The following is a 25,553-nucleotide window of genomic DNA, read 5'->3' as shown; positions in this document are numbered from 1 at the left end:
TCCCTGGACAGAACAGACAGCGCGGCTATGTGGCCGCACCTTGAGTTTGTGCGACCAGGACCAGGTGAATGCAGGTGAGAACGTCGCCTGCACTTCAGGACCTTGGTCCCTGCCGTTCGCGACGGAGGCCTCCAGCCCTGGGCGACTACGATTCGCCGATGGCGAGAGCGCAATCTGGCGGACCCGGTCAGGACGGCGTGCAGAACGTGATGAGCGGTACAGCCGACGTAGTGATGCAGGCTGGCCATGTCCACGGGGATGTCTTCGTGAGTTCTGGTCCTGAGCACCTGGACCTCGAGGTCTGGTGTGAGCCGGCGGAGATCGAGACCATGCCCAACCAGCTGGACCTCATCTACCCGTGGATAGATTCCGAACGTGCCCGCCTGATTGCTCTTGCCGACGGTTACGACTGGTCACAGAACAAGCGGTCGCTGGACTTCCTCGATCACCAGCACGAGGTTCAACAGCGCGCCATTCGCGATCTCCGGACACGTGAGGTCTACGAGTCACACGTAGAGGACTACCTCGCGCAGGCGGCAGAGGTCCTCCAGCAGAGAGCCCTGCTGCACCTTGAGAACCACGAACGAGCTTGCGTGCAACTGGTTGTCAGCAACCCGACTGACATGCATTTCCGCGGCGTCGAGCTGCGTATGTGGTTCGAGGGGCCCGTACGTGGTCTCTCCGACGATCTTCGATACACGCTTCCGTTGAAGTGGCCCGGTCTGCCGCCGGTGCCGGCGCCACCAGGAACACGGGCCGAGGACGTGTTCAAGCACCAGATGGTGATGTCTCCACCGCAGCGGATCAGAGAAGTCACACGAGCGGCGGCCGAGGCAAAAGGCGAGGATGTCCTCAATGGATGGTCCGGCTGTGACCTTCAACGTGGCATCCTCGTGACCTTCGACAGATTCTCCTTGCGTCCCAGAGAGGAACGGCTCCTTCCTGCTGTTCCGCTGAAGGTGCTGATGCTGCCGAAGGAGATCTTGACTGGTCACTGGGATGCGACCGCCGATTCCGCACGCGGGCGGCGTTCAGGCGATCTGGAACTCGAGGTGTTTCCGTCCACCGCGAACCTCGCCGAGATCGCCCAGCCGGGTCCTCCCAGCGAGAACAACGGAAGCCTGGCAGACGCACTTGCGGTAGCGGCAACGGCACTCGTCGGGCACATGATCGAGCGGAAACGCAACGCCGAGCTGGTCGGCGGGGCTGAGGAGTTCAGCCAAGCAGATCGAGCTCGGCCTGCAGCGCCTCAGTGAGCACGAGCAGGTCGGGCACATGATCAGGGTCGGCGACCATCGTGATGGTGAACGTGTCGGCGTAGGACAAAGCAGCGAACGCGACCGTCACGTTGCCGGTGGTGGCCGACAACGGGACAAGATCGACGACCGGCGCGCCGCCCAGCCGCATGGGGTGATCAGGGCCGTGCACGTTGGTCACGACGGTGTTCACCATGCGTTGGTGGTTCATGAACCAGTCCGCCATCCCGAGCCACTTCAACATCCGGAAGACAGGCGCGACTGACGACGCCGCCTTCTTGTGTGACCGGGTGATAGCAGCGATCCGTGTCAGGCGTTCCAAGGTTTTGCCCCCGGTCGGCAGCGCGACGGGCATGACGCCGGTGCTGTTGCCGAGATGAGCGGCTGTGGTCGATCGACGCGTCGACACGGGAACCGAGACGACCAGCTCGTCGACGTGGTCACCGCGCCCTGTCAGCACCGTGCCCAGTGCACCCATGACGGCGGCGAGAAGGGCATCGTTGACCGTGCCCCCGCAGGTGTGCGCAGTGGCGTGCAACCGGGAAACGCTGGTCCGCGCGATGGTCTGTTCCCGCCGGGGGCCGGTCGGCTGGTTCAGAGAGCAGCGCGAGCCACGTGACGGCCACCGCAACCCGGCGAACGAGACTCGCCCAGGCGGCGTCCACCGGTCCGTCCAGGTGTTCTTCGCGAGTTCACGACGGGAAGGCGGTGGAGCGGGGAAGGGCGCGGTCTCGGTTCGAGGTGCTCCGTCGACCAGGTTGGCCAGCACGGCGAGGCCGCCGATGCCATCGGACAACACGTGGTGGAACACCAGGATCAGCGCTGCCCTGTTGCCTGCCAGCCCGGTGACCAGCGTCGCCGACCAGAGCGGTGACGAGTGGGGCAACCGGCGAATCACCAGTGACGAGGCGACGTTGAGCAGTGCTGCCTCGTCGCCAGGAGCCGGGCAGGCCGTGCGACGTACGTGTCTGGTGATGTCGAACCCGGCGTCGTCGATCCACACGGGCCGCCCACAGCCGAACGGTGCCCGAACCAGGCGTCGGCGCAGCCGCGGAACAGTCTGGACGCGGTCCGCGAGCAGAGATTCGACGTCGCCAGGATCTCGGTCCAGCACGACCACCGCGCCGACTTGCATGTCCGAGGCCAACGACACCAAGTCTTCGGGACTCGTCCGGTCAATCATCGGAGGTGCCGTTCTGCCCGCTGAACCCTTCACGTCACCGCGAGCTTCAATCACGTCATCTTCTCCTCACGAGCCGGATCAGGGCAGCGCCCGTGACGGCTGCCATGGTGGCCGCCATCAACAGGCCGCCGAGAGCGCCGATCAGGGCGATCAGTTCCGGTGACTGACCTGGTTGCCACAGGGGAGTGGCGACAGCGGTGAACACCAACACGCCGGCGCCCCATGCCACGGCGTTGGCCCAGATCCACAAGTGAGCGCGCCGAACGTGATTTCTCAGGACGAACCACTGTGCGGTTCCCAGTGATAGCAGGATTCCCGTGCCTGCCAGCGCGGCGATGGGCAGTACGGCGGCGAGCGGGAGCATGTTCAGCTGGTCGCCGTTGTGCACGGCAAGCATTGCGACTGCCCAGGCGAATCCCGCTGCTAGTGCCGTGACGCCGATCCAGCTCCGCCGGTGCAGGGTGCGGTCGATGCGGTGCAGTACCACGGCTTGTGCCGCGCCGAGCACGGCACCTTCGACTACTCCAGCGAGAACTAGCAGTTCCGGTGACGAGGTGAGCGCGCCCGCGAGCGCCGGGGTGAGGAAGCCCACGAACTCTCCCGCTGTGGTCCAGCGGAACCACGACTGCCATGTCTCGCGTGCGGCCAGTTCTGTTCTCATCTCTCAACGTTGCGCGCTGAGCCGTTCGAAGTTCAGGGGCCAACGTCCTCATCGGTCAGGCCCATAAGGACGGGCGAAGCCAGCCAGGGCAGGGTGTTTCGAGTCCTCCGGCACTTCGCCCCAGAACGGTCGCGCACACGCCGATCATCACGGCGAACAGGCCCGCGACCGCCCAGTTGGGCTGCTGGCCGTTGACGAGCAGGGCGATCGCCATCGCCCAGATGGCGAGCCCCATTGTCAGCACCTTGATCAGAACGATGGCACCGAGGACGGGCGCCGCAACGTGACCGCGCACCAAGGCGATACCGGTGGTGACGACGGCGGGCAGTGCGAACGCCAGGTCGGCGACATAGACCGGGTACGGCAGTTCCCCCACGTTGAGAGTGCCAGGCAGGCCGCCGCCGATGGTCGGCACGATGTCAGAGAGCCACAAGCCTGCGAACGCGAGGCCGATCACGATCAAGAACCAGCCGACGCCGACATGGCCGCGGAGAGGAACCTTGCGCACGTCGATGCGGGCGACGCCGTCGACAAGAGCGGCGATCGAGAGCGTCAGCGCGGCGACGTAGAGCAGGAACGCCGAGTTGTGAGGTACGCCGAAGGCGTAGATCAGGTACGTGTACGCGATGTAGCCGAGCAGACCGAGCCACAGCAGGTGTGCACGCACCGATCCCGCGCTGCTACGGCGGCCCGCCCAGATCAGTACCGGCACGATCGCCAGCGTCAGGACGTCTTGCGCCAACGACTCGAGGTGCGTCGTGCGGTCGAGCCGATACGCACGGTCGGAGAAGAGGCCGTACAGCGTCGCCGCGATCAGAACGGACGCCAGCAGCCACGTGACACCAGTGGTCCACCACGCCCGCCGTGAGTGCGCCGCGTAGGCGCTGGTTGTCGGAAGAGTGCTCATGACTCAACGTTGCGCTGTCTGGAGTGAGGGGTGCAGGGGCGAAGTGCTCTGCTGCGCCAAGCCGTCTGGCGCGTTCAGCCGTGGAGTTGCTGGTGGGCCAACGGCACCACGCAGACAGGGCAGTGTGCGCGTGTCGTCACGGCGACTGCGGTCGAACCCGCGAGTTCTCCTCGGCCGTGTGAACCCAGCACCAGCAGGCCGACTGATGTGGATGGGGGCTGCAGTCGCCGCGTCAGCGAGCCATTGCCCGGCTTCGTCGAGAACACCGTCCGCACAGGACTCGGCGGCCCGGCGCACCGCGTGCGTTGCCGACTTCGATCCGTCCAGTCCCACGACCACCGGCCTGGTCATCGCCTCCTCCCACTCGTTTCGTTCATGAGTGCGCGGGTCTGCGTCGCGATCTCGATGTCCTCCCGTGCCTCTAGGACCCAGACCTCTACAGCCGAACCGCTCGCGCTGACGAGGCGGTCCTGCGCGACTTCGGAGTTGAGTGCCGTGTCGAGGCTGATGCCGAGGAAAGCCAGACCGGCAGCGGTGTCCGCCCGCAATGCCGCGTCGTGCTCTCCCACGCCGCCGGTGAACACGAGAACGTCGATGCCACCCAGCGACGTCACCATCGCGGCGATGCTCTGCCGCAACCGGTGTGCGTACACCTGCAGTGCGAGGACTGCGTGCTCGTCGCCGTTCTCCGCGGCCTTGCGCACATCCCGCAAGTCACCGCCGACCTCGGACAGGCCCGCCAACCCGGAGTGGTGTTCCAGGCCGTCTTCGAGCTCGTCGAGGGGCAGTCCGGCGCGTTGCAACCACACGAGGAGGCCGGGATCGACGTCACCGCTACGCGTAGCCATCACCAGACCCGCCAGCGGCGTGAAGCCCATCGTGGTGTCGACCGAACGTCCGTCGGTGACAGCGGCGAGCGACGCTCCGGAACCGAGGTGGCAGCTCACCACGCGAGCGCCGGGCCTTCCCGCGAGTTCGGTTGCCCGGCGGGACGCGTAGGCGTGTGACAGGCCGTGGAAGCCGTACCTGCGCAGGTCCCACTTGCGGCGCCATGCGGCGGGCACGGCGTAGGTGGTGGCGGCTGCGGGCATCGTGGTGTGGAAGGCGGTGTCGAAGCACGCCGTCTGGGGAACATCGGGCAGTAGCTGCCGAGCTGCGTCGATGCCGGCGAGCGCGCGGGGCTGGTGCAGCGGTGCCAGCCCGGTGAGTGCGTCGATCCTGGCGCGCACGTCCTCGTCGATCGCTGTGGCGCTGGTGAACGTGGAGCCGCCGTGCACGACGCGGTGCCCGACGGCGTCCACCCGAGGCGCGTCGCTCAGGAAGTTCTCCAACGGCCCGGTTTCGTCGCCGCCGGACCACCGTTCAACGTCGTGCTCGGCGAGGACGGTGTTGTCCTCGCCGAGCACGCGGAGTTTGAGGCTGGACGAGCCCGCGTTCACCGCGAGAACGTTCACTGCCAGGTCCAGTCGCGGACCTCGGGCATGTCCTCGCCGTGCTCGCGGATCCACGTGTGGTGGCGGGCGCGCTGGTCCTGCATGAGCTGCCGCAGTCGAGCCGCTTTGGGGCCGAGGCCGGGCACGCGGTCGATCACGTCGATGACGAGGCGGTAGCGGTCCATGTCGTTGAGCACCAGCATGTCGAACGGCGTGGTCGTGGTGCCTTCCTCCTTGTAGCCGCGCACGTGCAGGTTGCGGTGGTTGGTGCGGCGGTAGGTCAGTCGGTGGATCAGCCACGGGTAGCCGTGGTAGGCGAAGATCACCGGCTTGTCGGCGGTGAACAGCGCGTCGAACTCGCGGTCCGGCATGCCGTGCGGGTGCTCGGTGTCGGGCTGCAGGCGCATCAGGTCCACGACGTTCACGACGCGGATCCGCAGTGACGGCAGGTGTTCGCGCAGGAGCTTCGTGGCGGCGAGCACCTCGACGGTGGGGGCGTCGCCGGCGCAGGCCAGTACGACGTCCGGTTCCTCGATGCTGTCGTCGTTGCTCGCCCACTCCCAGATGCCCGCGCCACGGGTGCAGTGCAGGATCGCCTCGTCGACGTCGAGCCAGTCCGGTGTCTCGTTCTTGCCGGCCACGATGACGTTGACGTAGTCCTTGCTGCGCAGGCAGTGGTCCGCGACCGAGAGCAGCGTGTTGGTGTCCGGTGGCAGGTAGACGCGGACGACCTCGGCCTTCTTGTTCATCACGTGGTCGATGAAGCCGGGGTCCTGGTGGGAGAAGCCGTTGTGGTCCTGGCGCCACACGTGCGAGCTGAGCAGGTAGTTCAGCGACGCGACGGGCCTGCGCCACGCCAGCTTCTTGTGGGTCTTGAGCCACTTGGCGTGCTGGTTGAACATCGAGTCGATGATGTGGATGAAGGCCTCGTAGCAGTTGAACAATCCGTGCCTGCCGGTCAGCAGATAGCCCTCCAGCATGCCCTGACACAGGTGTTCGGACAGCACCTCGATCACCCGGCCGTCGTGGACCAGGTGCTCGTCGACCGGCAGAGTCTCTGCCTGCCACTGCTTTCCGGTCACCTCGTACACGGCGTCGAGCCGGTTGGACGCGGTCTCGTCCGGCCCGAAGATCCGGAACGAGCGGGCGTCGGCGTTGAGCGTGATGATGTCGCGCAGCATCCGGCCGAGGACTCTGGTCGGTTCGGAGTGCGTGGTGCCGTGCTTGACGACTTCGGCCGCGTGCGCGCGGATGCCCGGCATCTTCAGTTCGCGCAACAACAGTCCGCCGTTGGCGTGCGGGGTCGCGCCCATGCGTTGCGTGCCGTGAGGCACCAACGCGGCCAGATCCGCGCGAGGTGCGCCGTCGGCGTCGAACAGCTCTTCTGGCCGGTAGCTCTTCAGCCACTCTTCGAGCTGCCTGAGGTGGTCCGGGTTGTCCCGCACGCCGGAGAGCGGAACCTGATGGGCACGCCAGGTGTTCTCTACCGGCACACCATCCACTTCGGACGGCCCGGTCCAGCCCTTCGGGCTGCGTAGCACGATCATCGGCCACCGCGGCCGCTCGTGCGTGCTCTTGATGCGATGGATTTCGTCGAAGACCTGGTCGAGGACCTCGGCCATGCGGGCGTGCATCACCTTCGGCTCGTCACCTTCGACGTAGAACGGCGCGTAGCCGTAGCCGCGCAACAACGCGTCCAGCTCGTCGTGCGGGATCCGGGACAGCAGGCTCGGGTTGGCGATCTTGTAGCCGTTGAGGTGCAGGATCGGCAGGACCGCGCCGTCGCGCTGAGGATTGAGGAACTTGGCCGCGTGCCAGCTGGTGGCGAGCGGGCCGGTCTCGGCCTCCCCGTCGCCGACCACGCAGGCGACGACGAGGTCCGGGTTGTCGAAGGCGGCGCCGAACGCGTGCGCCAGCGAGTAGCCGAGCTCGCCGCCCTCGTGGATGGAGCCGGGCACCTCGGGCGCGACGTGGCTGGGGACTCCGCCGGGGAAGGAGAACTGCCGGAAGAGCCTTCGCATGCCCACGGCGTCGCGCGGCACGTCCGGGTACGTCTCGCTGTAGGTGCCCTCCAGCCACGTGTTGGCCAGCAACGCGGGGCCGCCGTGGCCGGGGCCGGTCACGAACAGCATGTCGAGGTCGCGGTCGCGGATGATCCGGTTCAGGTGCGCGTAGAGGAAGTTCAGGCCCGGCGTGGTGCCCCAATGCCCCAGCAGCCGCGGCTTGATGTGCTCCGGTGCCAGTGGCTCGGTCAGCAGCGGGTTGTCCATCAGGTAGATCTGGCCGGCCGACAAGTAGTTGGCGGCTCGCCAGTACGCGTCGAGCAGCTCCAGGTCGGCGTTCGACATCTCGCGCTCCTCACTCGGGGTTGGTGACTTCCACGCTGCCGTCCTGATCGATCACGGGACAGGGCATCCGGTCCGCGTAGCCAGGGACTCAAGTCCCTGGGGGGTGCCCTGTCAGTGCACGGGTACACCGAAGTCGGCGAACTGCCCGCGCACGCGCCGCACGAGCTCGGCGTCGGGGGAGGGAACGCCGGCCAGCGGGAACGGAATGCCGAGCGCGGCGTACTTGGGCGTGCCGAGCTTGTGGAACGGCAGGACCTCGACACGTTCGACGGAGTCCAGGGTGCTGACGAAGGACGCGATGCCCGCGACGTTGTCCTCGGCGTCGGTGTGGCCGGGCACGAGCACGAACCTGATCCACATCGGCTTGCGCAGCCCGGACAGCCGGCGGGCGAACTCCAGCGTCGGCGTGACCTCACCACTGGTGACGTGCCGGTAGGTGAGCGGGTCCCAGGACTTGATGTCCAGCAGGACCAGGTCGGTGTCGGCCAGGAGCTCGTCTGACGCGCGTGCGCCCAGGAAGCCGGATGTGTCCAGCGCGGTGTGCAGGCCGAGCTGCTTGACTCGGTGGAACACCGCGGCGGTGAAGTCGGGTTGCAGCAGCGGTTCTCCGCCGCTGATCGTCAGGCCGCCGCCGGCCACCTCGATGAACCGCCGGTATTTGACGACTTCGGCCATGACCTCGTCGACGGTCGTGCGGTGTCCGTCGCGCATGTGCCAGGTGTCCGGGTTGTGGCAGTACAGGCACCGCAGCGGGCACCCGCTCAGGAACAGCACGAAGCGGGTGCCCGGTCCGTCGACCGCGGTCGAGACGTCCCACGAGTGGACTGATCCGGTGGTCACAGCGACTCGTGGAACGTGCGGTTGATGACGTCGCGCTGCTGCTCGGGCGTGAGCCGGACGAAGTTCACCGCGTAGCCGGAGACGCGGATGGTCAGTTGCGGGTGCTTCTCCGGGTGCGCCATCGCGTCGAGCAGGGTCTCGCGGTTGAGCACGTTGGCGTTGAGGTGGAATCCGCCGGCGTCGGTGTAGGCGTCGAGCACGCCGACGAGGTTGGTCACCTGCTCGTCCTCGGTGCGTCCCAGGCCCTCCGGCGTGATGCTCGCGGTCAGCGAGATCCCGTCCTTCGCCTGCTCGTAGGGCAGTTTCGCCACCGACAACGCCGCGGCGGCGAGTCCGTGCCTGTCGCGCCCGTTCATCGGGTTGGCACCCGGTGCGAACGGTTCGCCGGCTCGGCGGCCGTCCGGGGTGTTGCCGGTGTGCTTGCCGTAGACGACGTTCGACGTGATCGTGAGCACTGACTGGGAGTGCACGGCGCCGCGATGCGCGGGGTACTGCCGCACCTTGCGCATGAAGCTCTCGACCAGCTCGACGGCGATCGAGTCCGCGCGGTCGTCGTTGTTTCCGTAGCTCGGGAAGTCACCTTCGACCACGTAGTCGACGGCGAGGCCGGTCTTGTCGCGGATCACCTGGACTCGTGCGTACTGGATCGCGGAGAGGCTGTCCGCCACCACCGACAGGCCGGCGATGCCGCAGCCGAGCAGCCGCTGGACCGGGTGGTCGTGCAGCGCCATCTCGATGCGCTCGTAGGCGTACTTGTCGTGCATGTAGTGGATGATGTTGAGCGCTTCGACGTAGGTCTTGGCCAGCCAGTCGGTCATCCGGTCGAACGCCGCTCGCACCTCCGCGGGATCGAGGTACTCGGAGGTGATCGGCGGGAACGCGGGCGCGACCTGGACGCCGGTCATCTCGTCGCGGCCGCCGTTGATCGCGTACAGCAGCGCCTTGGCGAGGTTCACGCGTGCCCCGAACAACTGCATCTGCTTGCCGACCTTCATGGCCGAGACGCAGCAGGCGATGGCGGTGTCGTCGCTGAACCACGGCCGGATCAGCTCGTCGTTCTCGTACTGGATGGAGCTGGTGTCGACGGAGACCTTGGCGCAGAAGCGTTTGAAGCCTTCGGGCAGACGCGGCGACCACAGGACGGTCAGGTTCGGCTCCGGCGCCGGTCCCAGGTTGTAGAGGGTCTGCAGGAACCGGAAGCTCGTGCGGGTGACCAGCGGTCGTCCGTCGTCGCCGATACCGCCGATGGACTCGGTGACCCAGGTCGGATCGCCGGAGAACAGCTGGTCGTACTCCGGGGTGCGCAGGAACCGCACGATCCGCAGTTTGATGACCAGGTCGTCGACGAGTTCCTGGGCCTCGCGCTCGCTCAGACGGCCTTCGTCGAGGTCGCGTTGCAGGTACACGTCGAGGAACGTGGATGTGCGGCCCAACGACATCGCGGCACCGTTCTGCTCCTTCACCGCCGCGAGATAGGCGAAGTACAGCCACTGCACGGCTTCGCGTCCGGTTGTGGCGGGTTTGGAGATGTCGTAGCCGTAGGACGTGGCCATGTCACGCAGTTCCGCGAGCGCCCGAATCTGCTCCGCCACTTCTTCGCGGTCCCGGATGATGTCCTCTGTGGACATCAGCTCGCCCAGCGCCGCGCGCTCGGCCTTCTTCGCCTCGATCAGGAGGTCGACGCCGTAGAGCGGAACCCGCCGGTAGTCGCCGATGATCCGGCCCCGTCCGTAGGCGTCCGGAAGGCCGGTGATGATCCCTGCCTTGCGTGCCCGCAGGATCTCGGCCGTGTAGGCGTCGAACACGCCGTCGTTGTGGGTCTTGCGGTACTTGGTGAAGATCTCCTTCACACGGGGATCGAGCTCGTAGCCGTAAGTGGCGAGGCTCGTCTCGACCATCCTGAGGCCACCCGACGGCATGATCGCGCGCTTGAGCGGTGCGTCGGTTTGCAGGCCGACGATCAGCTCGTGGTCGCGGTCGATGTAGCCGGGGGAGTGCGCGGTGATGGACGACGGGGTGTGCGGGTCCACGTCGTAGATCCCGCGAGCCCGCTCCTCGACGAACATCTCGGTGAGCCGGTGCCACAACGCGGTCGTGCGCGGCGTTGGCCCGGCCAAGAACTCCGCGGTCCCTTCGTAGGGCCTGTAGTTGGACTGGATGAACTCGCGCACGTCGATCTCGTCGCACCACCGCCCGGCGCGGAAACCGCGCCAGGCAGCGGTGGTCGTGCGTTCGGCGGTGGCAGTCACCGGGTCAGCACCACCTTGAGTGCACCGGTGTCGCCGGCGTTCTCGAACACCTCGTAGGCCTGCTCCATCTCGTCGAGCGCGAAGCGGTGGGTGATGAACCGCTCGCCGTCGATCCGGCCCGCGGCGACCATGCGCAGCAGCGTCGGGGTCGAGCTGGTGTCGACCAGGCCGGTGGTGATGGTGACGTTGCGGATCCAGAGGCTCTCCAGGTGCAGCGTCGCGGGCTTGCCGTGCACGCCGACGTTGGCGACGTGCCCGCCGGCACGCACGAGCTTCGTGCACAACTCGAACGTCTCCGGCACGCCGACCGCCTCGATCGCGACGTCCGCGCCGAGTCCACTGGTGAGCTCGCCGACGACCCGCTCCGCCTCCTCAGCCGTGGCCGCGGTGACGTCCGCGCCGAACTGCTTCGCCGCGTCGAGCCTGGACGTCGCGAGGTCGACGGCGACGATGTGGCTCGGGCTGTACAGCTGCGCGGTCTGGATCGCGGCGAGACCGATCGGCCCGGCGCCGACGATCACCACGGTGTCCGCGGGATTGACCCGTCCATTCAGGACACCGACCTCGTAGGAGGTGGGCAGGATGTCGGCCAGCACTACCGCGGCCGTGTCCGTGACGTCGTCGGGTAGCAGGTGCGTGGAGTTGTCGGCGAACGGGACGCGCACGTACTCCGCCTGCACGCCGTCGGTCGTGTGGCCCAGGATCCAGCCACCGCCGCCGAGACACTGGCCGTAGCTGCCGACGCGGCAGTACTCGCAGCGACCGCAGGAGGTGATGCACGAGATGAGCACCCGGTCACCCGGCTTGACCCCGGTGACCGAACCGCCGACCTGCTCCACGACGCCGACCGCCTCGTGGCCGAGGATCCGGCCGGATTCGACCTCGGGGACGTCGCCCTTGAGGATGTGCAGGTCCGTGCCGCAGATCGTGACCGCGGTGACGCGGACGATCGCGTCGGTGGGCTCCTTGATCTCCGGCTTCGGCACGTCTTCCCACGCGCGCTTGCCAGGACCGTGATAGACCAGCGCCTTCATCGAGATTCCTCCTCGTCGATTTGTCGATTCCAGACTTCTCGGCTCCGCGGGCGCGGCGCAGAGCCCGTGGGCCCGGACGCCAGAGGACCTAAGGACCTCCTCCTGGCCGGCTCCCCAGATCTACCGTCGAGGCATGAAGCACGCGCTTGTGGTGTACGAGTCGATGTTCGGCAACACCAAGGAGATCGCCGAAGCCGTGGCCGAAGGGCTGCGCGAGACCATGACCGTCAAGGTCGTCGAAGTCGGCTCCGCCCCGGTCGAGCTGGGTGACGAGGTCGGGCTGCTCGTGGTCGGAGGCCCAACGCACGCGTTCAGCATGAGCAGGCCGGGCACCCGTGCCGACGCCGCCACCAAGGGAGCCGACGAGCAAGCGGCCGCAGGCACTGGCTTGCGGGAGTGGGCGGAGCGGATCGGGACGGGCTCGGCGCATCCGCCGGTGGCCGCGTTCGACACCAAGGTCAAGGGGCTGATGACGGGCTCGGCTGCCCGCGCCGCGATCAAGCTGTTCCGGCGCGCCCACTTCCCGGTGCTCTTGGCGGCGGAGAACTTCTACGTAGACGGCACCGCCGGCCCGCTGCTCGAAGGTGAGTCCAACCGTGCCCAGGTTTGGGGAGCCAAGTGCGCGAACGAGGTGGGGTAGGCGGGCACGCCCGCACCGTGATCGCCGGCGGCGGAGTGAGCGGGCTCAGCCTCGCCGCACACCTCGCAGTAGCTGATCACCGGCACCCTGTCGTGGTGGTCGACGACGGCTCGTATCCGTTGGACGACAGGACGTGGGCGTCCTGGAGCGACCGGCCCGGCCTGCTGGACGGTGCCGCTTCGCGGTGGTTCGAGCGGATCCGGGTGAATGTGAACGGGCGCACAACCGTGATCCCGTTGGGCCGCTACCGGTACCGAGTGGTCCGCGGTCGTGATCTGCGAGAGGTGGTGCAGCGGTACACCGACCCGTTGCCGCACTTCACCTTCCATCGCGGTCACATCGATCGGATCGACCAGGACGGGATCCTGGTCGACGGCCACCACATGCGGGCCAGGTGGGTGTTCGACAGCATCATCGGACCCGAGGCCCAGTCACATGTGAACGCACAGCTGAGCTTTCGTGGTTGGTACGCCCACAGTGAGCGGGCGGCGTTCGACGCAGAGACACCGACGTTCTTCGACTTCCGAACGTCACAGCGGCACGGGGCGAGTTTCCTCTACGTGCTGCCTTTCGACGCGCACCGCGCACTCGTCGAGCACTCCTCATTCACCGCGCCTGGTGCACTTGTACCTCCTCGTGCGCAACGAGAAGCGCTCGCCGACTACCTGACCGACGTTGTCCGCACTGGCGGCTACGAGGTTGAACGCGAAGAGCATGCCGTGCTGCCGTTGAGCGCCGCGCAGATACCGCGTCGCAGGGGAAACGTGCTCACGATCGGCGCCGCGGGCGGCCTGCTCAAGTCTTCGACGGGATTCGGGTACCAGCGGATCCAGCGAGACAGCGAAGCGATCGCAGAGTCGTTGCGCCGCAAAGGCCATCCGTTCGCCCTGCCTGAACCGTCCCAGCGATTCCGTATGTTCGACGCCGTGCTGCTGGACGTGGTCACCCATGACCCGGAGCAGCTGGAACGGGCCTTTGGCGCGTTGTTCCGCTTCCAGACCGCGGAACCCGCGCTGCGGTTCCTGGACGAGGCCACGACGCCGCCGCAGGAGTGGCGGTTGTTCGCCGGAATGCCGGCGCCGGTCTACCTCGCCGCGGCTGGACGCAGGCTCAGTTCGTGACACCCCGGTGCTCGGCGTTGTGCTTGACGGTGCGCAGCACCGCGCGGCTGATGATCGACACGGCCGGTGTGCTGATGCGCCAGTAGCGGCGGAAGTTGAGCCAGGCCTGCGGATCGGTGAGCTTCACGCGGATCTCGGAGGTGACCAGCGTGCGTCGTTCCCCGTACGGCTGCGTCGTGAACGACCACACGACCTTGCCGTATCCCGGCTTCGCGAAATCCAGGAAGTCGCGCGGCTCACAGGGGAACCACTTCACGACCGGACGCCAGAACTTGCCGACCGCGCCGAGCACGATCTCATGGCCCGGGTTCTCCCCGAGCACCATCCACTCGGTGCCGGCGTCCAGGTCGTCCCAGGTCAGTCTGCTGCGCTCACGTACCGGGCCTTGGTTGCGCGCACGCCAGCGTTCCGGTACCGCGCGGAACCACACCGCGAACGCCGCGACACCGCCACGCAGTTCGATGAGGTCCACCTCGCGCAAGGACCTCCAGGTAACCGCGGGATTCGCATCCACGAGCAGGTGATCGACGCGCCCGAACTCAGGCCTGGGAGCGAACCGGTCGGCGAGGAGCGGGGACGGCAGCTCGGCCATGGTGTTCCTCCAGAACCGGTTGGTGCACCACGAGAACAGGGCACGGCGCGTGGTGGAGTGCCGCCTTGGTCACGGTACCGCTCTCGTGAGCGTCACCGGAACCGACGACGATCAGATCGGTGTCGGTACAACGGGCGATCGCCTCATGCGGTTGCGCATGCACCATCACGGCGTGGTGCGGGAAACCGTCGAGCGCCGCAGCCGCGCGAGCGAGCACGTACGTGTGGTCCGTGTCGATGCTGCTCTGAACCGGAGATTGAGGTGCGGCGTGGAGGACTCGCAGCGCCGCGGCCCGTCGCCGTGCGAAGTCGGCGGCGTGCCGCACCACCCTGCCGTCACCGGGACCGCCGCTGACCAGCGCGGTGACGTGGCGGTGCTGGGCATCGACGGCTGCGGGAGTTCCGCGCACGATCACCGTGTCGCAGCGCGTGGTGGCCAGCAGCGGCAGTACGTGGCTACCCAGGCCGAGCGCTGAGCTTCCCGGACCCCGGTACCCGACGACCACGAGCTGGGCTCGGAAGTCGTCCTGAGGGCGGCGGATCTCGAGGCCGGTGCCGAGGAGCTGAGCGTGAGCGGCAGCCCACCGCAGGACGCTGTCGTCACGTCTGGCGCCGTCTTGGATGATCACAACTGGTTCCATGCATTGACAATGGTTCGTTGCGTCCGTCTGGAGCAGGGCGGGAAGTGTCGACCGCGCCGGGACCAAAGTCCCCGGCGCCGCAGGGCCCGCTGCCCTGCTGGCGGTGCGAGGCACCGCTAGCAGGGCGCATGCTCGTCGGAGTCGACCATGAGCTCGGCGACGGATCGCCGTGGTGTGGCTGGTACCGGTGTGCTGAAGCCCAGGCGCAGCAAGGTCTGCGGCACGAGCACTCCGCCGAGAGCACGGCGCAGGTCCTCGCGGACGCGCTTGACCTCGACTGGCTGGGACATGAACGACGCGGACAGCCCCTGTGTGGTCGCGGTGAGAAGGACGCGTTGCAGTGCCTGTCCTGCCTGGAGATCGCCCAGCGGTCCGTCGTAGAACGAGCAGAGCACCACGACCAGGGGGTCGGACTCGTAGTCCTTGCCGGGGTGGCGTTCGGCGCCCTGGAAGTCGCGGAACACCCACTCGTCCTGCATCTCCGGACGCACACCCGCTGAGGCCGGCGGGACGCCGTCGCGGGCGTCCGGCCGGTGCCCCGTGAAGGTGGCCAGCTCGGCCTGCACGCCTTCGTCGCCGAGCTGGATCTCGTGTGCCTGCTGGACGAACCGCTTGAGCTGGGCACGCTCCTCAGGCGTGGTGACGACGTGCAGCCACGCGCGTTCGAGCTCGGCCGCCCGCACCAGTGCGTGACGCTGGCGAGCGTCGATGTCGGCTTCGAGAAAAGGCCGGCGGTTGGTGCGGCGGCGAGGTACAGCATTGAGCAGTGCCCGATGCTCGTCGTCGAGTTTGATCGTGCCGCCTCGACGCACCACGGCGAGGGCGCCGGGTGCGTCGTGGCCGGGCAGCATCGACACCAGCGGGCGCACGCCCATGCTCTGCAGAGCCAGCCGCAGGTTGAACAGTGCCGCGCCGCAGGACAGCCTCAGTTCGCGGTCTTCCGGGTCGGTCGCCGCGAGCTTGCGGCTCGGGTCCGGGTGGAGCTCGATCCGGTCGCGTCGGACGCGGAACCGCCAGGGCTGGGTGTTGTGCACGGACGGAGCGAGCGAGGCGGTAGTGAGCGCGCTCTCGATCTGTGCGGGCCCGAGCCCCAGAGCCGCCGCCACTTGAGCCATGTCCTTCACCCCATCGTGTTGCTTGTGGATCCTCTTCATCCACTTTCCGCGTTGCCACGGGGCAGACCCACCGTCGAAGGTCCTCACCTGGCCGGGACCGCTTGGCGTCGTCACCGCCACGTGGAAGGCTTGATCCATGGTGGAGCCCGAGGAGAGACCGTCCCGCAGCCTGCTCGGTGGGCTGCGGCTGGACGATCTGCTCGACGAGATGCGCGACCGGCTCGCCGAGATCGGGTCGACCCGCGACAAGATGCAGAGCCTGCTCGACGCCGTGCTGGCGGTTGGTGCCGGCCTGGAGCTTGACTCCACGCTCCAGCGCATCGTTCAGGCGGCGGTGGAACTCGTGGGCGCCCGCTACGGCGCGTTGGGCGTGCTCGGCTCGCGACACAACCTCTCGCAGTTCGTCCACGTCGGCATCGACCCCGAGACTCGCGCGCACATGGGCCACCTTCCCGAGGGCAAGGGGCTGCTGGGCCTGCTGATCAAGGATCCGCGCGCGATCCGGCTGCACGACCTGAGCGAGCACGTGGCGTCGGTCGGCTTCCCGGCCAACCATCCGCCGATGCACAGTTTCCTCGGCGTTCCGGTGCGCGTGCGGGACGAGGTCTTCGGCAACCTGTACATGACGGAGAAGATCGGCGGCGGCGACTTCACCGCAGACGACGAGGTCGTGCTGGCGGCGCTGGCGGCGGCGGCCGGCGTCGCGGTGGAGAACGCCCGCCTGTTCGAACGTTCGCGGATGCGCGAGCGGTGGCTGGAGGCGACCGCGGAGATCAACGCTCAGCTCCTCGCCGGCGCGACCGCCGAGGACGCGCTGCAGTTGATCGTGCAGCGGACCGTGGAGTTGTCGTCGGCGTCGTGGGCGGCGGTGCTGCTGCGCTATGGGAACGAACTCCGCAAGGCCGCGCACGCGGGACACGAGCCTGTACCTGACAGCTTCGCCGCCGACGCACAGGTGCTCGCCCAGGTGCTGGACACAGGCGCACCGGCGCTGATCGAGGAGGTGGACGGCCAGCTCGGCGATCTTCCTGCTCAGACGGGCGCTGCGGTGGTGCTGCCCCTGCGCGCCGGCACCACGGTGACCGGTGTGCTGCTCGCGGTCCGGGACAAGGACGCGGCTTCGTTCGGTGCCGACCTCATGCCGCTGCTGGCGTCTTTCGCGGACCAGGCCGTGGTCGCGATCGAGTTCGCCGAGAACCAGAGCGCCAAGCGCCTGGTCGACGTGCTGGAGGATCGCGACCGCATCGCCCGTGACCTGCACGACCACGTGATCCAGCGGCTGTTCGCCACTGGCATGAGCCTGCAGGGCGCGTTGACTTGGGTGACTCATCCCGAGGCGCGGAGGCGGGTGACGAAGGCGGTCAACCAGCTCGACCAGACGGTGCTGGAGATCCGCACCTCGATCTTCGACCTGCAGGCGGACTCCGGCGACACCGGCCTGCGGCGCCGGCTGCTCAACATCGTCGCCGAGATCACCGAAGGCGCCGAGCTGAGCCCGGCGATCCGGATGTCCGGCACGATCGACAGCCTGGTGCCCGACTACATCGGCGAGCACGCCGAGGCGGTGGTGCGCGAGACCGTCACGAACGCTCTACGCCACGCGCGGGCGAACGAGCTGACGCTGACCGTCGAGGCGGGCGACGCGCTGATCATCACGATGGTGGACAACGGCGTGGGCATGCCGCCTGACGTCGCGCGCAGCGGTCTGCGAAACCTGGAGCAACGCGCCATCGAGCTGAACGGCGCGCTCGCAGTCGCAGAGGAGCCCGGTGGAGGCACGCGGGTGACGTGGCGGGTACCGCTCGACTAGGTCTCAGCCGGTCTCGTTGTCGTGGGTCGGCTTGCGCAGCTGTGAGGCGAGCACGGCGGCCTGGGTGCGGCGTTCGAGGCCGAGTTTCGCGAGCAGGTGCGAGACGTAGTTCTTCACGGTCTTCTCCGCGAGGAACATCTTGTCCGCGATCTGCCGGTTCGTCAGTCCGTCGCCGATGTAGTCGAACACGGTCCGCTCCTGCTCGGTGAGCGCACGGACCGGGTCGCCCTGCTCGCGTTCGCGGCGGATGCGGTTGAGCAGCGCCGCGGTCGATCGGGCGTCCAGGAGGGACTGTCCGGCTGCGACGGTCTTCACCGCGGTTGTGAGGTCGGTGCCGAGGATGCGCTTGAGCACAAAGCCGGACGCGCCGGCCATGATCGCGTCGAACAGCGCCTCGTCGTCGGTGAACGAGGTGAGCATCAGGACGTTCAGTTCGGGCATGCGGGAGCGCAGCTCGCGGCACAGTTCGATGCCGTTGCCGTCGGGCAGCCGCACGTCCAGCACCGCCACGTCGGGATTGGTCGCCGGGACCATCGTGAGCGCCTCGGTCACCGAGGCCGCCTCCCCGACGACCTCCAGGTCGGGGGAGGCGCTGAGCAGCTCCCTGATCCCGACCCGGACGACTTCATGGTCGTCCACCAGGAAGACTCGCGACACCACCGCAACCACCTCTCCTCGATCGTTCCGCGATCACGATCTCTCAGCTGCCCACCGGGCACACAGGGACCAAAGACCCTGTCACCGGGAATCGAGAGTCCTCCGCACCCGCTCGAACTCCTCGGTGTCGATGTCACCCTTGGCCAGCCGTTCCTCCAGTATGCGGTGCGCCGACCCCGCATGCGGAACCTTGCGCAGCAGCACGACGACCAGCGCGACCACACCGCCCCAGAACAGCACCATGGTCAACGCCATCATCCCGAACCCGCCCCAGCCCATCGGGCTGCCGTAGTACCCGTACATCTCCATCGCCTCCCAAGGTCGTGTCCAGGTTCTTCTGGGCGGACGGCCGCGCGGAGAGTCCAAGTGCCCAACCCTCGTGAGCAGGACCGCCCTGTTCGCACGACGGCGTGCGGCGCAATCGTCAAGACATGCGATGGAACCCAGCAGAGGCCGCGGAGATCGTCAAAACGGCGACCAGCGCGCCCGTGTACAGCGCGGACCGGCCTTGGGCCTTGGAGCTGCACGGCAGGTCGGTCTACCTGTTCGAAGCGGGGCAGTGTTCCGAGCACGACCCTCTCGGCTTCGACCGCATGCTCTCGTGTGGCGCGGCCTTGGAACACGTCGTGCTCGCCGTCCGGAACGCAGGCTGGCACCCGCACGTCGTGTTCCCGACCGACCGCGCCAGCCCAGACCTGCTCGCCGTTGTACACGCGGACCGCCGCGAGCCACCGGACCCGCAGGACCTCGACCTGCACCGGGCGATCTGGACCGCCGACGCATCTGGTGGAGGCGACGCTCGCGCATTCGTACGGGCCAACCACTGGGTGGGCACGGAACTGCGCGCCCTGAACGACCACGAACTCGTCGTGCTCACCACCGACGACCGCCGTCCTGACCACGTCCGGGGTGGCGCGGCGCTGCAGGCCGCGATCCTGGCCGGCCGAAGCACCGGTGTGGCGATCCGGCCCGTGGTGCATCTGGTCCACCGCCGCGCGTGGAGGGCGGGCTTGATCGAACAGCACGAGCTCGCCGGTTTCCCACAGGCGCTGGCGATCGTGGGTGCCAAGGACCCGGTCGGCACGGGACCTACGACAGCGTCCACCGCACGCTCCGATTCCTAGCGTTGGAGCCGGAAGGGAGTTCCGCCATGCGAGCTCGCGACATCATGACCAGCCCGGTGATCACCGTGACACCGGTTGTACCGCTCAAAGGCGCGGCCGCGCTGATGGTCTCGCACGGGTTCACCGCGCTCCCTGTCGTCGACGACGACAAACAGCTCATCGGCATCGTGACCGAGGCCGACCTGGTGCGCGGCGGATACCTGGAAGAAGGCGGCAGGGTGGTCGCCGACGTGATGACCACTCCCGCCGTCGCGATGGATGCGGCCGCACCGGCCGAGATGCTGGCCCGCGTCATGGTCGACGACCAACGGCGCTGCGTCCCGATCGTGGACGGCTCGACGGTCATCGGCGTCGTCACCCGACGTGATCTGTTGCGCGCCATCGCCAGGACCGACACGACGGTGACGGCAGACGTCCAGCGCGTACTCGACGTCTACGGCGGCGGTCGCAAATGGACGGTCGCGGTCCACGACGGTGAGGCCGTGATCGGCGCGGACACGACCGATGAGGACACCGAGCGGGTCCTGACCGCGCTCGCCGACGCCGTGCCAGGAGTGCTGCACACCCGAATTCTCGTGGGAGGACAACGATGAAGGCCCCATCCGCCCCGATCGTGGTCGGCGTCGACGGCTCTGCCTCGGCCCTGGCCGCCGTCACCTGGGCCGCACAGGAGTGCGCTCGCCACAAGGTGCGTCTGCGGCTCGTGCACGCGTACTCGTTGCCGACGCGCGGGTATCCCGAGGTCATCCTCACCGGCAACGAGATCCGCAACGCGATCGAGCAACTGGGCCGCGACAAGCTCGACGAGGCAGCCGCTGCCGCGCGAGCGACCGCACCCGACGTCGAGGTGACCACCGGAATCGCGTGTTGCGGTGCGCCCGCCCTGCTGATCGAGGAGTCCAAGGCGGCACGACTGGTCGTAGTCGGCTCGCAAGGCCTCGGCACGGTGACGGGAATGATCGTCGGTTCGTCCGCATTGGCACTCGCGGCGCACGGCAAGAGTCCGGTGGTCGTCGTGCGCGGCGTTGCTGTGCCCGGCGGTCCGGTCGTCGTCGGCGTCGACGGATCCCCGACGAGCGAGGCCGCGCTCGCGTTCGCCTTCGAGACGGCCTCGATGCGCGATGCCTCGCTCACCGTGGTGATGTGCTGGCAGGACTTCATGCTGGAGAGCGCCTACTCGGCGTCCAGATTCACCGTCGACTGGGGCCAGGTCGAGGCCGACGAGCGCAGGTTGCTCGCGCAGCGACTCGCCGGGTGGCAGGAGAAGTACCCGGACGTGCAGGTGCACCAGGTAGTCGTGCGCGACCGGCCTGTGCGGGCACTGATGCGGTACGGAGCTGAGGCTCAGCTCGTGGTGGTGGGTAGCCACGGGCACGGCGGGTTCGCCGGCATGTTGCTCGGCTCGACGAGTCAGGCCCTCGTCTACAACGCGCCGTGCCCGTTGGCGATCGTGCGGCCCGACTAGGCCGCGTTGCCGGCCGACTTCCCCTTCGTCTTGGCGATGAAGGGGATGTCGGCGAACTGCAGCTCTATGCCGAGGCCGCGCAGTTCGTGGCTCAGCCGCAGCAGGCTGACCTGGGACAGGGTGAACAGCGTGCTGACGTCCCAGGCTCGGCCGGCGATGGCCAGCACGACGACCGTCGGCCGGTCAGCGACGTCTCGCGTGCTGTCGAGCGCACGGACCTTGTCCCGCAGCTGCTGCATCGCCTGTGGTTCGAAGTACTGCGCCCACGCCGACACCTGGGCCTGCGTGTAGAGGTGGCTCGCCGCGGTCGCCCGACCGAGCCACTTCATGTGCACGATCTCGTTGCCGGGCCCGAAGATGTCGGCGATCTCGAAGCCCCGAAGGTGCATCGGGGTGTACGCGAGACCGCGGTCCATGCACAGGTAGCCGGACTGCTTGGCCACCTTCCTGGCGAACTGGTGCTCGTCGTCGCGCTTGCCGGTCGGCACCCACACGGGGAACGTCAGCGAGCTCTTGTTCTCCAGTAGCGCACGGACCTGCTCGCGAACACGCGCGACGGCGCCTTCGCCGATCTCGTACCACTTTCCCTGGTGCAGGGCGTAGGTCTTGCCTTCCACCACGGTCTGGAACGCCACCCACTTGATCATGGAGATCGGCCGGGTGAGCGGCTCCGCGCCCAGTTCGTCCTCGCAGGGCGCGAGTTCTGCACTGCGCAGCACGTCGAGGCGGAACTCCTGGTCGACGTCCGTGAACGGTTCCACCAGCTCGTGGATCTCGAACCCCGGCACCAACACACGGGCAGCGGTCGGGCCGACCCTGCTCGACACGAACGACTGGGCCTGTCCGATCTCCCGGATTGCGGAGGAAGGCCAGCAGACGCCCAGCGGCCCGAACTGGTCATCGCCGCCGAGTGCCGCAGCGAACTGGTTCTCCAGGGTCGGCATGACCGGGTTGCTGGTGCTGACGGGACGGATCTCGGCGATGTGGCGCAGCGGCGCGCCCGTGACGTCCTCGTCGACGATCGCGCAGATCGTGCGCAGGTCGGCGATGAACGTCTCGGGCGTACGGCCGAGCTGGATGTTGAGTCCCCGTCCGGCCCGGATGTTCCACGTCCTGCCGTCGGTGGCGGTGTCGTAGGTCAGGCCGGACAGGTCGGCCGGCCCTTCGATGCCGGTGACGAGCTCACCCGCGGGTTCCAGCGGGAAGCCGGACATCGAGCTGCCAGACGGGAACGAGACCTCCATGCCGCGTGCGGACACGTCGAGGAGGTTGCTGCGGATCGTGCGGACCTTGTCCGGGTCGATCCGCCTGATGCCGAAGTTGAGACCGAAGTCGTCGTCGAGCAGCAGCTCGTCGAGCATGAACCTGCTGGAGGAGCCCCACGTGACTGCGCAGACCCACTCGTCGTCGATCTCGACGACGATGAGCGCGAACGGGGAGCTGCCCGCGAGGTCCAGGTTCTCGAGGTCCGACGCCTCCGTGAGGTGCCGGACCCAGTTCGGCTCGCCGCTGCTGCGGACACCGGCGAACACGTGGGTGCGGGTGCCGGCGATCAGAAGTTCGCCGTCGTACCTCACATCGACGCCCTCGACGTCCTTGAGGTAGTCGCTGAGGTTCTCGTGCGTGGCCGGGAGGCGGTACACCGTTGCCGCCCCGGTCGGAAGTGCCTTTGCCAAGGTAGGAACTTCTTTCGTCGTTCGATCGACGACGCAGGTGGAGACAGCGGAGGCGTCGTCTGGCTGATACGGGCGCGCGGGGGAACGCGCGCAGCCGGACAGCCGTGCGGCAGGCCTGTGACGGTCCGATGTGGACAGAGGGTGACGTCGCCCGTTTGGATGCCGACGTCACACGATCGTGACTGGTCCTGCGCGCCTGCGAAGCCCTAGACTCGGCGCGCGTTCTCCCGACTTGTTCTGGTTTCTGAGGCCAGGTTCTTGCCGGTGGAACTTCACGCGGCCTCCTGCTCCAACAGGGGGTCGCGTTCGCACGTCCAGGGCATGTTCGCCTTGGCCGTGATCCAAGGGTGACACGCCCCACGTATCAACTTCGCCTCCGACACGCGTCAGACCTTGAGTGGTTGACGTTCTGCGCCGAGTGGTGAGCAGTGAGCGGTCGGGCCGAACTCGGCGGGCGCTGGAGTGATTCCGCAAACCGGTTGCGACAAGAGATGTCCACTTTGTTGTCTGACTGGCGCTGACAACCTTGTCGGCAGCTTTTAATTGACAAATAGTGGTCATTCTGAGCGTGTGAATTGCCAGATTGTTGCGCAGCGTAACTGATCGCGTGCGCTTCGCGTTGTCGGGTATGAGCCGTTGAACGACCGTTCGTCGCAGACAGGAGGGCCTGTGTCCCGCAAGACGTCGTCGTCTGGATCAGCAAGGGCGTTACAGGGTGTTGTCCGATCTTGGCGCGTCAGGGTCGGCGTGCGCGAAATCGATTTCTGTGACTTATCCGCTGATCCTGCGGTAACTAGGTCGCGGTCGGCGGAATGACCACCACGGGGCATCCGGCGTGACGCAGGCAATTCGCGGCGACGCCGTGCGCAAGGAATTCACGAAAGGCGCCGCGTCCTCGTGTGCCGATCACCAGCAATTCGGCGTGCTTCGAGGCCTCTGTCAGATGGTCGGCCGCGTCGCCCACGACGACGCACTCGGCGACATCGGGCGCGTGGAGCATCGTGGCGCGCACCTGCTGGACGGCATTGTGGAGTTCGCGCGCCGGGTGGCGTTGTGGCATCTCGCCGTACGGGTTGAGGCCCATCGGCACGGCCGGCACGACCACCGGCTCCTGCTCGTAGGCGAACATCGCCTCAACCCTCGCGCCCCGGTGCGCCGCCTCCTCCATCGCCCAGCGCAACGCCGCACGCGACTCCGTCGAACCGTCGACGCCGACCAGGATCACAGGTGTCCTCATGACCGCTCCTCTCGCTCGGAACCAGCGTGCGGCGCGGCCTCAGGCGTTGGCAGGGACCAACGTCACGAGCCGGGCGAGCCCATCCGCACTGCTGACGTGCGCGCACGAAGCGAACCCTCGATCGAACGGATCGGATGGAGGACGCGATGAAGGCGAAGACAGGCGACTGGCTGGTGGAACCCGGCGGGCGGCGCGGGCTGATCGCGGAGGTCAGGCACGAGGACGGGGGACCGCCGTACGTCGTGCGGTGGCTCGACACCGAGCACGAGGCGCTGGTGTTCCCCGGCCCGGACACGCACGTCGTCTCGGCTGAGGACGAGGCCGCGCGCCTCCACGCGGGCTGAGCCGTGGACACAGTTGTCGCACTCGGCCACCTCGCGACGGCGCTCGCGATCGGCCTGTTGCTCGGGGTGGAGCGCGAGCACGACAACGCGCACAACTCGACCAGGCCCGCAGGTTCGCGGACGTTCCCGCTGATCGCGCTGGCAGGAGCGGTGAGCGCGGTACTGTCGCCGGTTGCGCTGGGCGTCGCGCTCGCCGCCGTCGCGGCGCTCGTCATCGCCTGGTACGTGCGCACGTCCGAACCTGGCGCCACCACGGAGATCGCGGCCATTGCCACGTTCCTGCTGGGCGCGCTGGCGTGGCACCGGCCCGAACTCGCGGTGCCGGTCGGTGTCGCCGCTGCCGCGCTTCTCGCCGCCAAACGACCGCTGCACCGGTTCGCGCGCAAGGTGGTGAGCGACCAGGACGTGCGTGACGCGATGATCCTGTTCGTCGTCGCGTTCGTGGTGCTGCCGCTGCTGCCCAACCGGCCACTCGGCCCGTATGGAGTGCTGAACCCCGCCCGCGTGTGGTGGCTGGTCATCGCGGTCACGGTCATCGGGTGGGCCGGATACGTTGCCGCGCGGGCGTTCGGCGAACGCTGGGGGCTGTTGGTCACCGGGTTCGCCGGAGGTTTCGTGTCCGGCTCCGCCACCACCGCGGTCATGGCCCGCAAGTATCGAACCGTTGGCGCGGCAGCGTTTCCCGGTGCGGTCGCGGTCAACCTCGCCACGCTCGCCCAGATCGTCGCGGTGACGGCGATCGCGAGCCCGCCAGTCGCGCTGAGGCTGCTGCCCGCGATCGGAGCGGGGGCGGTGGTGCTGTTGGCCGAGGTGGCCTGGCTCGTGTGGCGCACGAAACCCGCTGAGGCTGAGAACGACGAACCTGTGGTGAGCAGACCGATGTCGCTCAAAGCGGCTTTGTCGCTCGCCGCGATCCTGGTGTTGTTCCTGGTCCTCACTCGCGCGGCGGCGGACTGGCTGGGTGGCGGGGGAGTGGTGGCCGCAGGAGCACTGGGCGGGCTGGCTGACGCGCATGCGGCCGCGATCGCCGCCGCATCGCTTGCGCCGCAGTCGATTTCGGTGCACGTCGCCGTGCTGGCCTGCGGCGCGGCCCTTGCCACCAACACCGTCGTGAAGCTCGTCCTGGCCACGGTCGCGGGCGGGCTGCGGTTCGCGTTGCAGCTCGCCGCGTGGCTCGCGCCCGTGGTCGTGGCGGTCGGGGTGGGCATGGCCTGGTAGGCC

At 67.9% G+C, this 25,553-nt stretch carries 25 protein-coding genes; 9 read left to right on the top strand and 16 right to left on the bottom strand.

Going from position 1 to position 25,553, the window contains the following annotated elements; translation table 11 throughout:
* The first annotated feature begins 158 nt into the window (after nucleotides 1-158).
* Nucleotides 159-1,256: a hypothetical protein gene (locus ACH413_RS07115; RefSeq protein WP_360049188.1), complete on the top strand. Its 1,098-nt coding sequence runs from the start codon at nucleotides 159-161 to the stop codon at nucleotides 1,254-1,256.
* On the opposite strand, the gene ACH413_RS07110 is transcribed toward ACH413_RS07115, so the two are convergent.
* From ACH413_RS07110 to ACH413_RS07070, 9 genes are all read right to left on the bottom strand, one after another.
* A complete protein-coding gene (locus ACH413_RS07110) occupies nucleotides 1,216-2,391 on the bottom strand; it encodes a wax ester/triacylglycerol synthase domain-containing protein (protein WP_360049189.1) in 1,176 nt (391 codons plus the stop codon). The two genes, ACH413_RS07115 and ACH413_RS07110, sit on opposite strands and share 41 nt — an antisense overlap.
* Nucleotides 2,392-2,494: 103 nt before the next feature.
* Nucleotides 2,495-3,100 (bottom strand): hypothetical protein, encoded by a 606-nt coding sequence (locus tag ACH413_RS07105; RefSeq protein WP_360049191.1) that lies wholly within the window; start codon nucleotides 3,098-3,100, stop codon nucleotides 2,495-2,497.
* Between the two features lie 55 nt (nucleotides 3,101-3,155).
* Nucleotides 3,156-4,007: a hypothetical protein gene (locus tag ACH413_RS07100; protein WP_360049192.1), complete on the bottom strand. Its 852-nt coding sequence runs from the start codon at nucleotides 4,005-4,007 to the stop codon at nucleotides 3,156-3,158.
* A gap of 74 nt (nucleotides 4,008-4,081) precedes the next feature.
* Nucleotides 4,082-4,198 (bottom strand): hypothetical protein, encoded by a 117-nt coding sequence (locus ACH413_RS07095; protein WP_396424917.1) that lies wholly within the window; start codon nucleotides 4,196-4,198, stop codon nucleotides 4,082-4,084.
* Nucleotides 4,199-4,354: 156 nt separating this feature from the next.
* A complete protein-coding gene (locus ACH413_RS07090; RefSeq protein ID WP_360049195.1) occupies nucleotides 4,355-5,461 on the bottom strand; it encodes an acetate/propionate family kinase in 1,107 nt (368 codons plus the stop codon).
* Nucleotides 5,458-7,788 carry a phosphoketolase gene (locus ACH413_RS07085; RefSeq protein ID WP_396424906.1) on the bottom strand — a complete coding sequence of 777 codons (2,331 nt, stop codon included), beginning with the start codon at nucleotides 7,786-7,788 and terminating at the stop codon, nucleotides 5,458-5,460. Before ACH413_RS07085 ends, ACH413_RS07090 begins: the two co-directional genes overlap by 4 nt.
* A gap of 111 nt (nucleotides 7,789-7,899) precedes the next feature.
* Nucleotides 7,900-8,628 (bottom strand): pyruvate formate-lyase-activating protein, encoded by a 729-nt coding sequence (gene pflA, locus ACH413_RS07080; RefSeq protein ID WP_360037242.1) that lies wholly within the window; start codon nucleotides 8,626-8,628, stop codon nucleotides 7,900-7,902.
* Nucleotides 8,625-10,877, bottom strand: coding sequence for a formate C-acetyltransferase (gene pflB, locus ACH413_RS07075; RefSeq protein ID WP_360037240.1), 2,253 nt, complete (start codon nucleotides 10,875-10,877; stop codon nucleotides 8,625-8,627). Before pflB ends, pflA begins: the two co-directional genes overlap by 4 nt.
* Entirely contained in the window at nucleotides 10,874-11,911 is a 1,038-nt protein-coding gene (locus ACH413_RS07070) for a zinc-dependent alcohol dehydrogenase family protein (RefSeq protein WP_360037237.1), read from the bottom strand. Before ACH413_RS07070 ends, pflB begins: the two co-directional genes overlap by 4 nt.
* A gap of 133 nt (nucleotides 11,912-12,044) precedes the next feature.
* Here ACH413_RS07070 and ACH413_RS07065 point away from each other — a divergent pair, with 133 nt between their 5' ends.
* Nucleotides 12,045-12,551: a flavodoxin domain-containing protein gene (locus ACH413_RS07065; protein WP_360037234.1), complete on the top strand. Its 507-nt coding sequence runs from the start codon at nucleotides 12,045-12,047 to the stop codon at nucleotides 12,549-12,551.
* A complete protein-coding gene (locus tag ACH413_RS07060; protein WP_360037231.1) occupies nucleotides 12,530-13,672 on the top strand; it encodes a lycopene cyclase family protein in 1,143 nt (380 codons plus the stop codon). The genes ACH413_RS07065 and ACH413_RS07060 overlap by 22 nt, the downstream gene beginning before the upstream one ends.
* Here the strand turns inward: ACH413_RS07060 and ACH413_RS07055 are convergent.
* The 3 genes from ACH413_RS07055 to ACH413_RS07045 all read right to left on the bottom strand — a co-directional run bounded on the left by ACH413_RS07055 (nucleotide 13,662) and on the right by ACH413_RS07045 (nucleotide 16,019).
* On the bottom strand, nucleotides 13,662-14,153 hold the full coding sequence (locus ACH413_RS07055) for a hypothetical protein (protein WP_396424905.1): 492 nt from the start codon (nucleotides 14,151-14,153) through the stop codon (nucleotides 13,662-13,664). The genes ACH413_RS07060 and ACH413_RS07055 overlap by 11 nt on opposite strands.
* 58 nt (nucleotides 14,154-14,211) lie before the next feature.
* On the bottom strand, nucleotides 14,212-14,904 hold the full coding sequence (locus ACH413_RS07050; RefSeq protein WP_360037228.1) for a universal stress protein: 693 nt from the start codon (nucleotides 14,902-14,904) through the stop codon (nucleotides 14,212-14,214).
* A gap of 116 nt (nucleotides 14,905-15,020) precedes the next feature.
* Entirely contained in the window at nucleotides 15,021-16,019 is a 999-nt protein-coding gene (locus ACH413_RS07045; RefSeq protein ID WP_360037225.1) for an Acg family FMN-binding oxidoreductase, read from the bottom strand.
* Nucleotides 16,020-16,155: 136 nt separating this feature from the next.
* Between ACH413_RS07045 and ACH413_RS07040 the strand changes: the two genes are divergently transcribed.
* The gene (locus ACH413_RS07040; RefSeq protein WP_360037222.1) at nucleotides 16,156-17,829 is read left to right on the top strand and encodes a GAF domain-containing protein; all 1,674 of its coding nucleotides are present in this window, start codon (nucleotides 16,156-16,158) and stop codon (nucleotides 17,827-17,829) included.
* 3 nt (nucleotides 17,830-17,832) lie between these two features.
* On the opposite strand, the gene ACH413_RS07035 is transcribed toward ACH413_RS07040, so the two are convergent.
* Together ACH413_RS07035 and ACH413_RS07030 are read right to left on the bottom strand one after the other, a co-directional pair.
* Complete coding sequence (locus ACH413_RS07035; RefSeq protein WP_319986234.1) at nucleotides 17,833-18,489, bottom strand: response regulator transcription factor; 657 nt, start codon at nucleotides 18,487-18,489, stop codon at nucleotides 17,833-17,835.
* Between the two features lie 78 nt (nucleotides 18,490-18,567).
* Entirely contained in the window at nucleotides 18,568-18,795 is a 228-nt protein-coding gene (locus ACH413_RS07030) for an SHOCT domain-containing protein (protein WP_360037219.1), read from the bottom strand.
* Between the two features lie 122 nt (nucleotides 18,796-18,917).
* Here ACH413_RS07030 and ACH413_RS07025 point away from each other — a divergent pair, with 122 nt between their 5' ends.
* The 3 genes from ACH413_RS07025 to ACH413_RS07015 are packed head-to-tail and all read left to right on the top strand — an operon-like array spanning nucleotide 18,918 to nucleotide 21,075.
* Nucleotides 18,918-19,610 carry a hypothetical protein gene (locus tag ACH413_RS07025; protein WP_360037216.1) on the top strand — a complete coding sequence of 231 codons (693 nt, stop codon included), beginning with the start codon at nucleotides 18,918-18,920 and terminating at the stop codon, nucleotides 19,608-19,610.
* A 26-nt stretch (nucleotides 19,611-19,636) separates the two neighbouring features.
* On the top strand, nucleotides 19,637-20,203 hold the full coding sequence (locus ACH413_RS07020) for a CBS domain-containing protein (protein WP_360037213.1): 567 nt from the start codon (nucleotides 19,637-19,639) through the stop codon (nucleotides 20,201-20,203).
* Nucleotides 20,200-21,075 carry a universal stress protein gene (locus tag ACH413_RS07015; protein ID WP_360037210.1) on the top strand — a complete coding sequence of 292 codons (876 nt, stop codon included), beginning with the start codon at nucleotides 20,200-20,202 and terminating at the stop codon, nucleotides 21,073-21,075. The genes ACH413_RS07020 and ACH413_RS07015 overlap by 4 nt, the downstream gene beginning before the upstream one ends.
* On the opposite strand, the gene ACH413_RS07010 is transcribed toward ACH413_RS07015, so the two are convergent.
* Nucleotides 21,072-22,751, bottom strand: a complete 1,680-nt coding sequence (locus ACH413_RS07010; protein WP_360037207.1) for a TIGR04141 family sporadically distributed protein — start codon at nucleotides 22,749-22,751, stop codon at nucleotides 21,072-21,074. The two genes, ACH413_RS07015 and ACH413_RS07010, sit on opposite strands and share 4 nt — an antisense overlap.
* Nucleotides 22,752-23,544: 793 nt before the next feature.
* Complete coding sequence (locus tag ACH413_RS07005; RefSeq protein ID WP_360037204.1) at nucleotides 23,545-23,988, bottom strand: universal stress protein; 444 nt, start codon at nucleotides 23,986-23,988, stop codon at nucleotides 23,545-23,547.
* 146 nt (nucleotides 23,989-24,134) lie between these two features.
* Between ACH413_RS07005 and ACH413_RS07000 the strand changes: the two genes are divergently transcribed.
* Both ACH413_RS07000 and ACH413_RS06995 read left to right on the top strand, forming a co-directional pair.
* Nucleotides 24,135-24,332 (top strand): DUF1918 domain-containing protein, encoded by a 198-nt coding sequence (locus ACH413_RS07000; RefSeq protein ID WP_360037201.1) that lies wholly within the window; start codon nucleotides 24,135-24,137, stop codon nucleotides 24,330-24,332.
* A 3-nt stretch (nucleotides 24,333-24,335) separates the two neighbouring features.
* The gene (locus tag ACH413_RS06995) at nucleotides 24,336-25,550 is read left to right on the top strand and encodes a DUF4010 domain-containing protein (RefSeq protein ID WP_360037198.1); all 1,215 of its coding nucleotides are present in this window, start codon (nucleotides 24,336-24,338) and stop codon (nucleotides 25,548-25,550) included.
* The last annotated feature ends 3 nt before the right edge of the window (nucleotides 25,551-25,553 follow it).

This window comes from Lentzea sp. NPDC020367 (genome assembly GCF_044387305.1).
Taxonomy (GTDB): domain Bacteria; phylum Actinomycetota; class Actinomycetes; order Mycobacteriales; family Pseudonocardiaceae; genus Lentzea.
The sequence above is the reverse complement of the archived record's forward strand: the minus strand, read 5'-3'. Positions and strand labels throughout refer to the sequence as shown.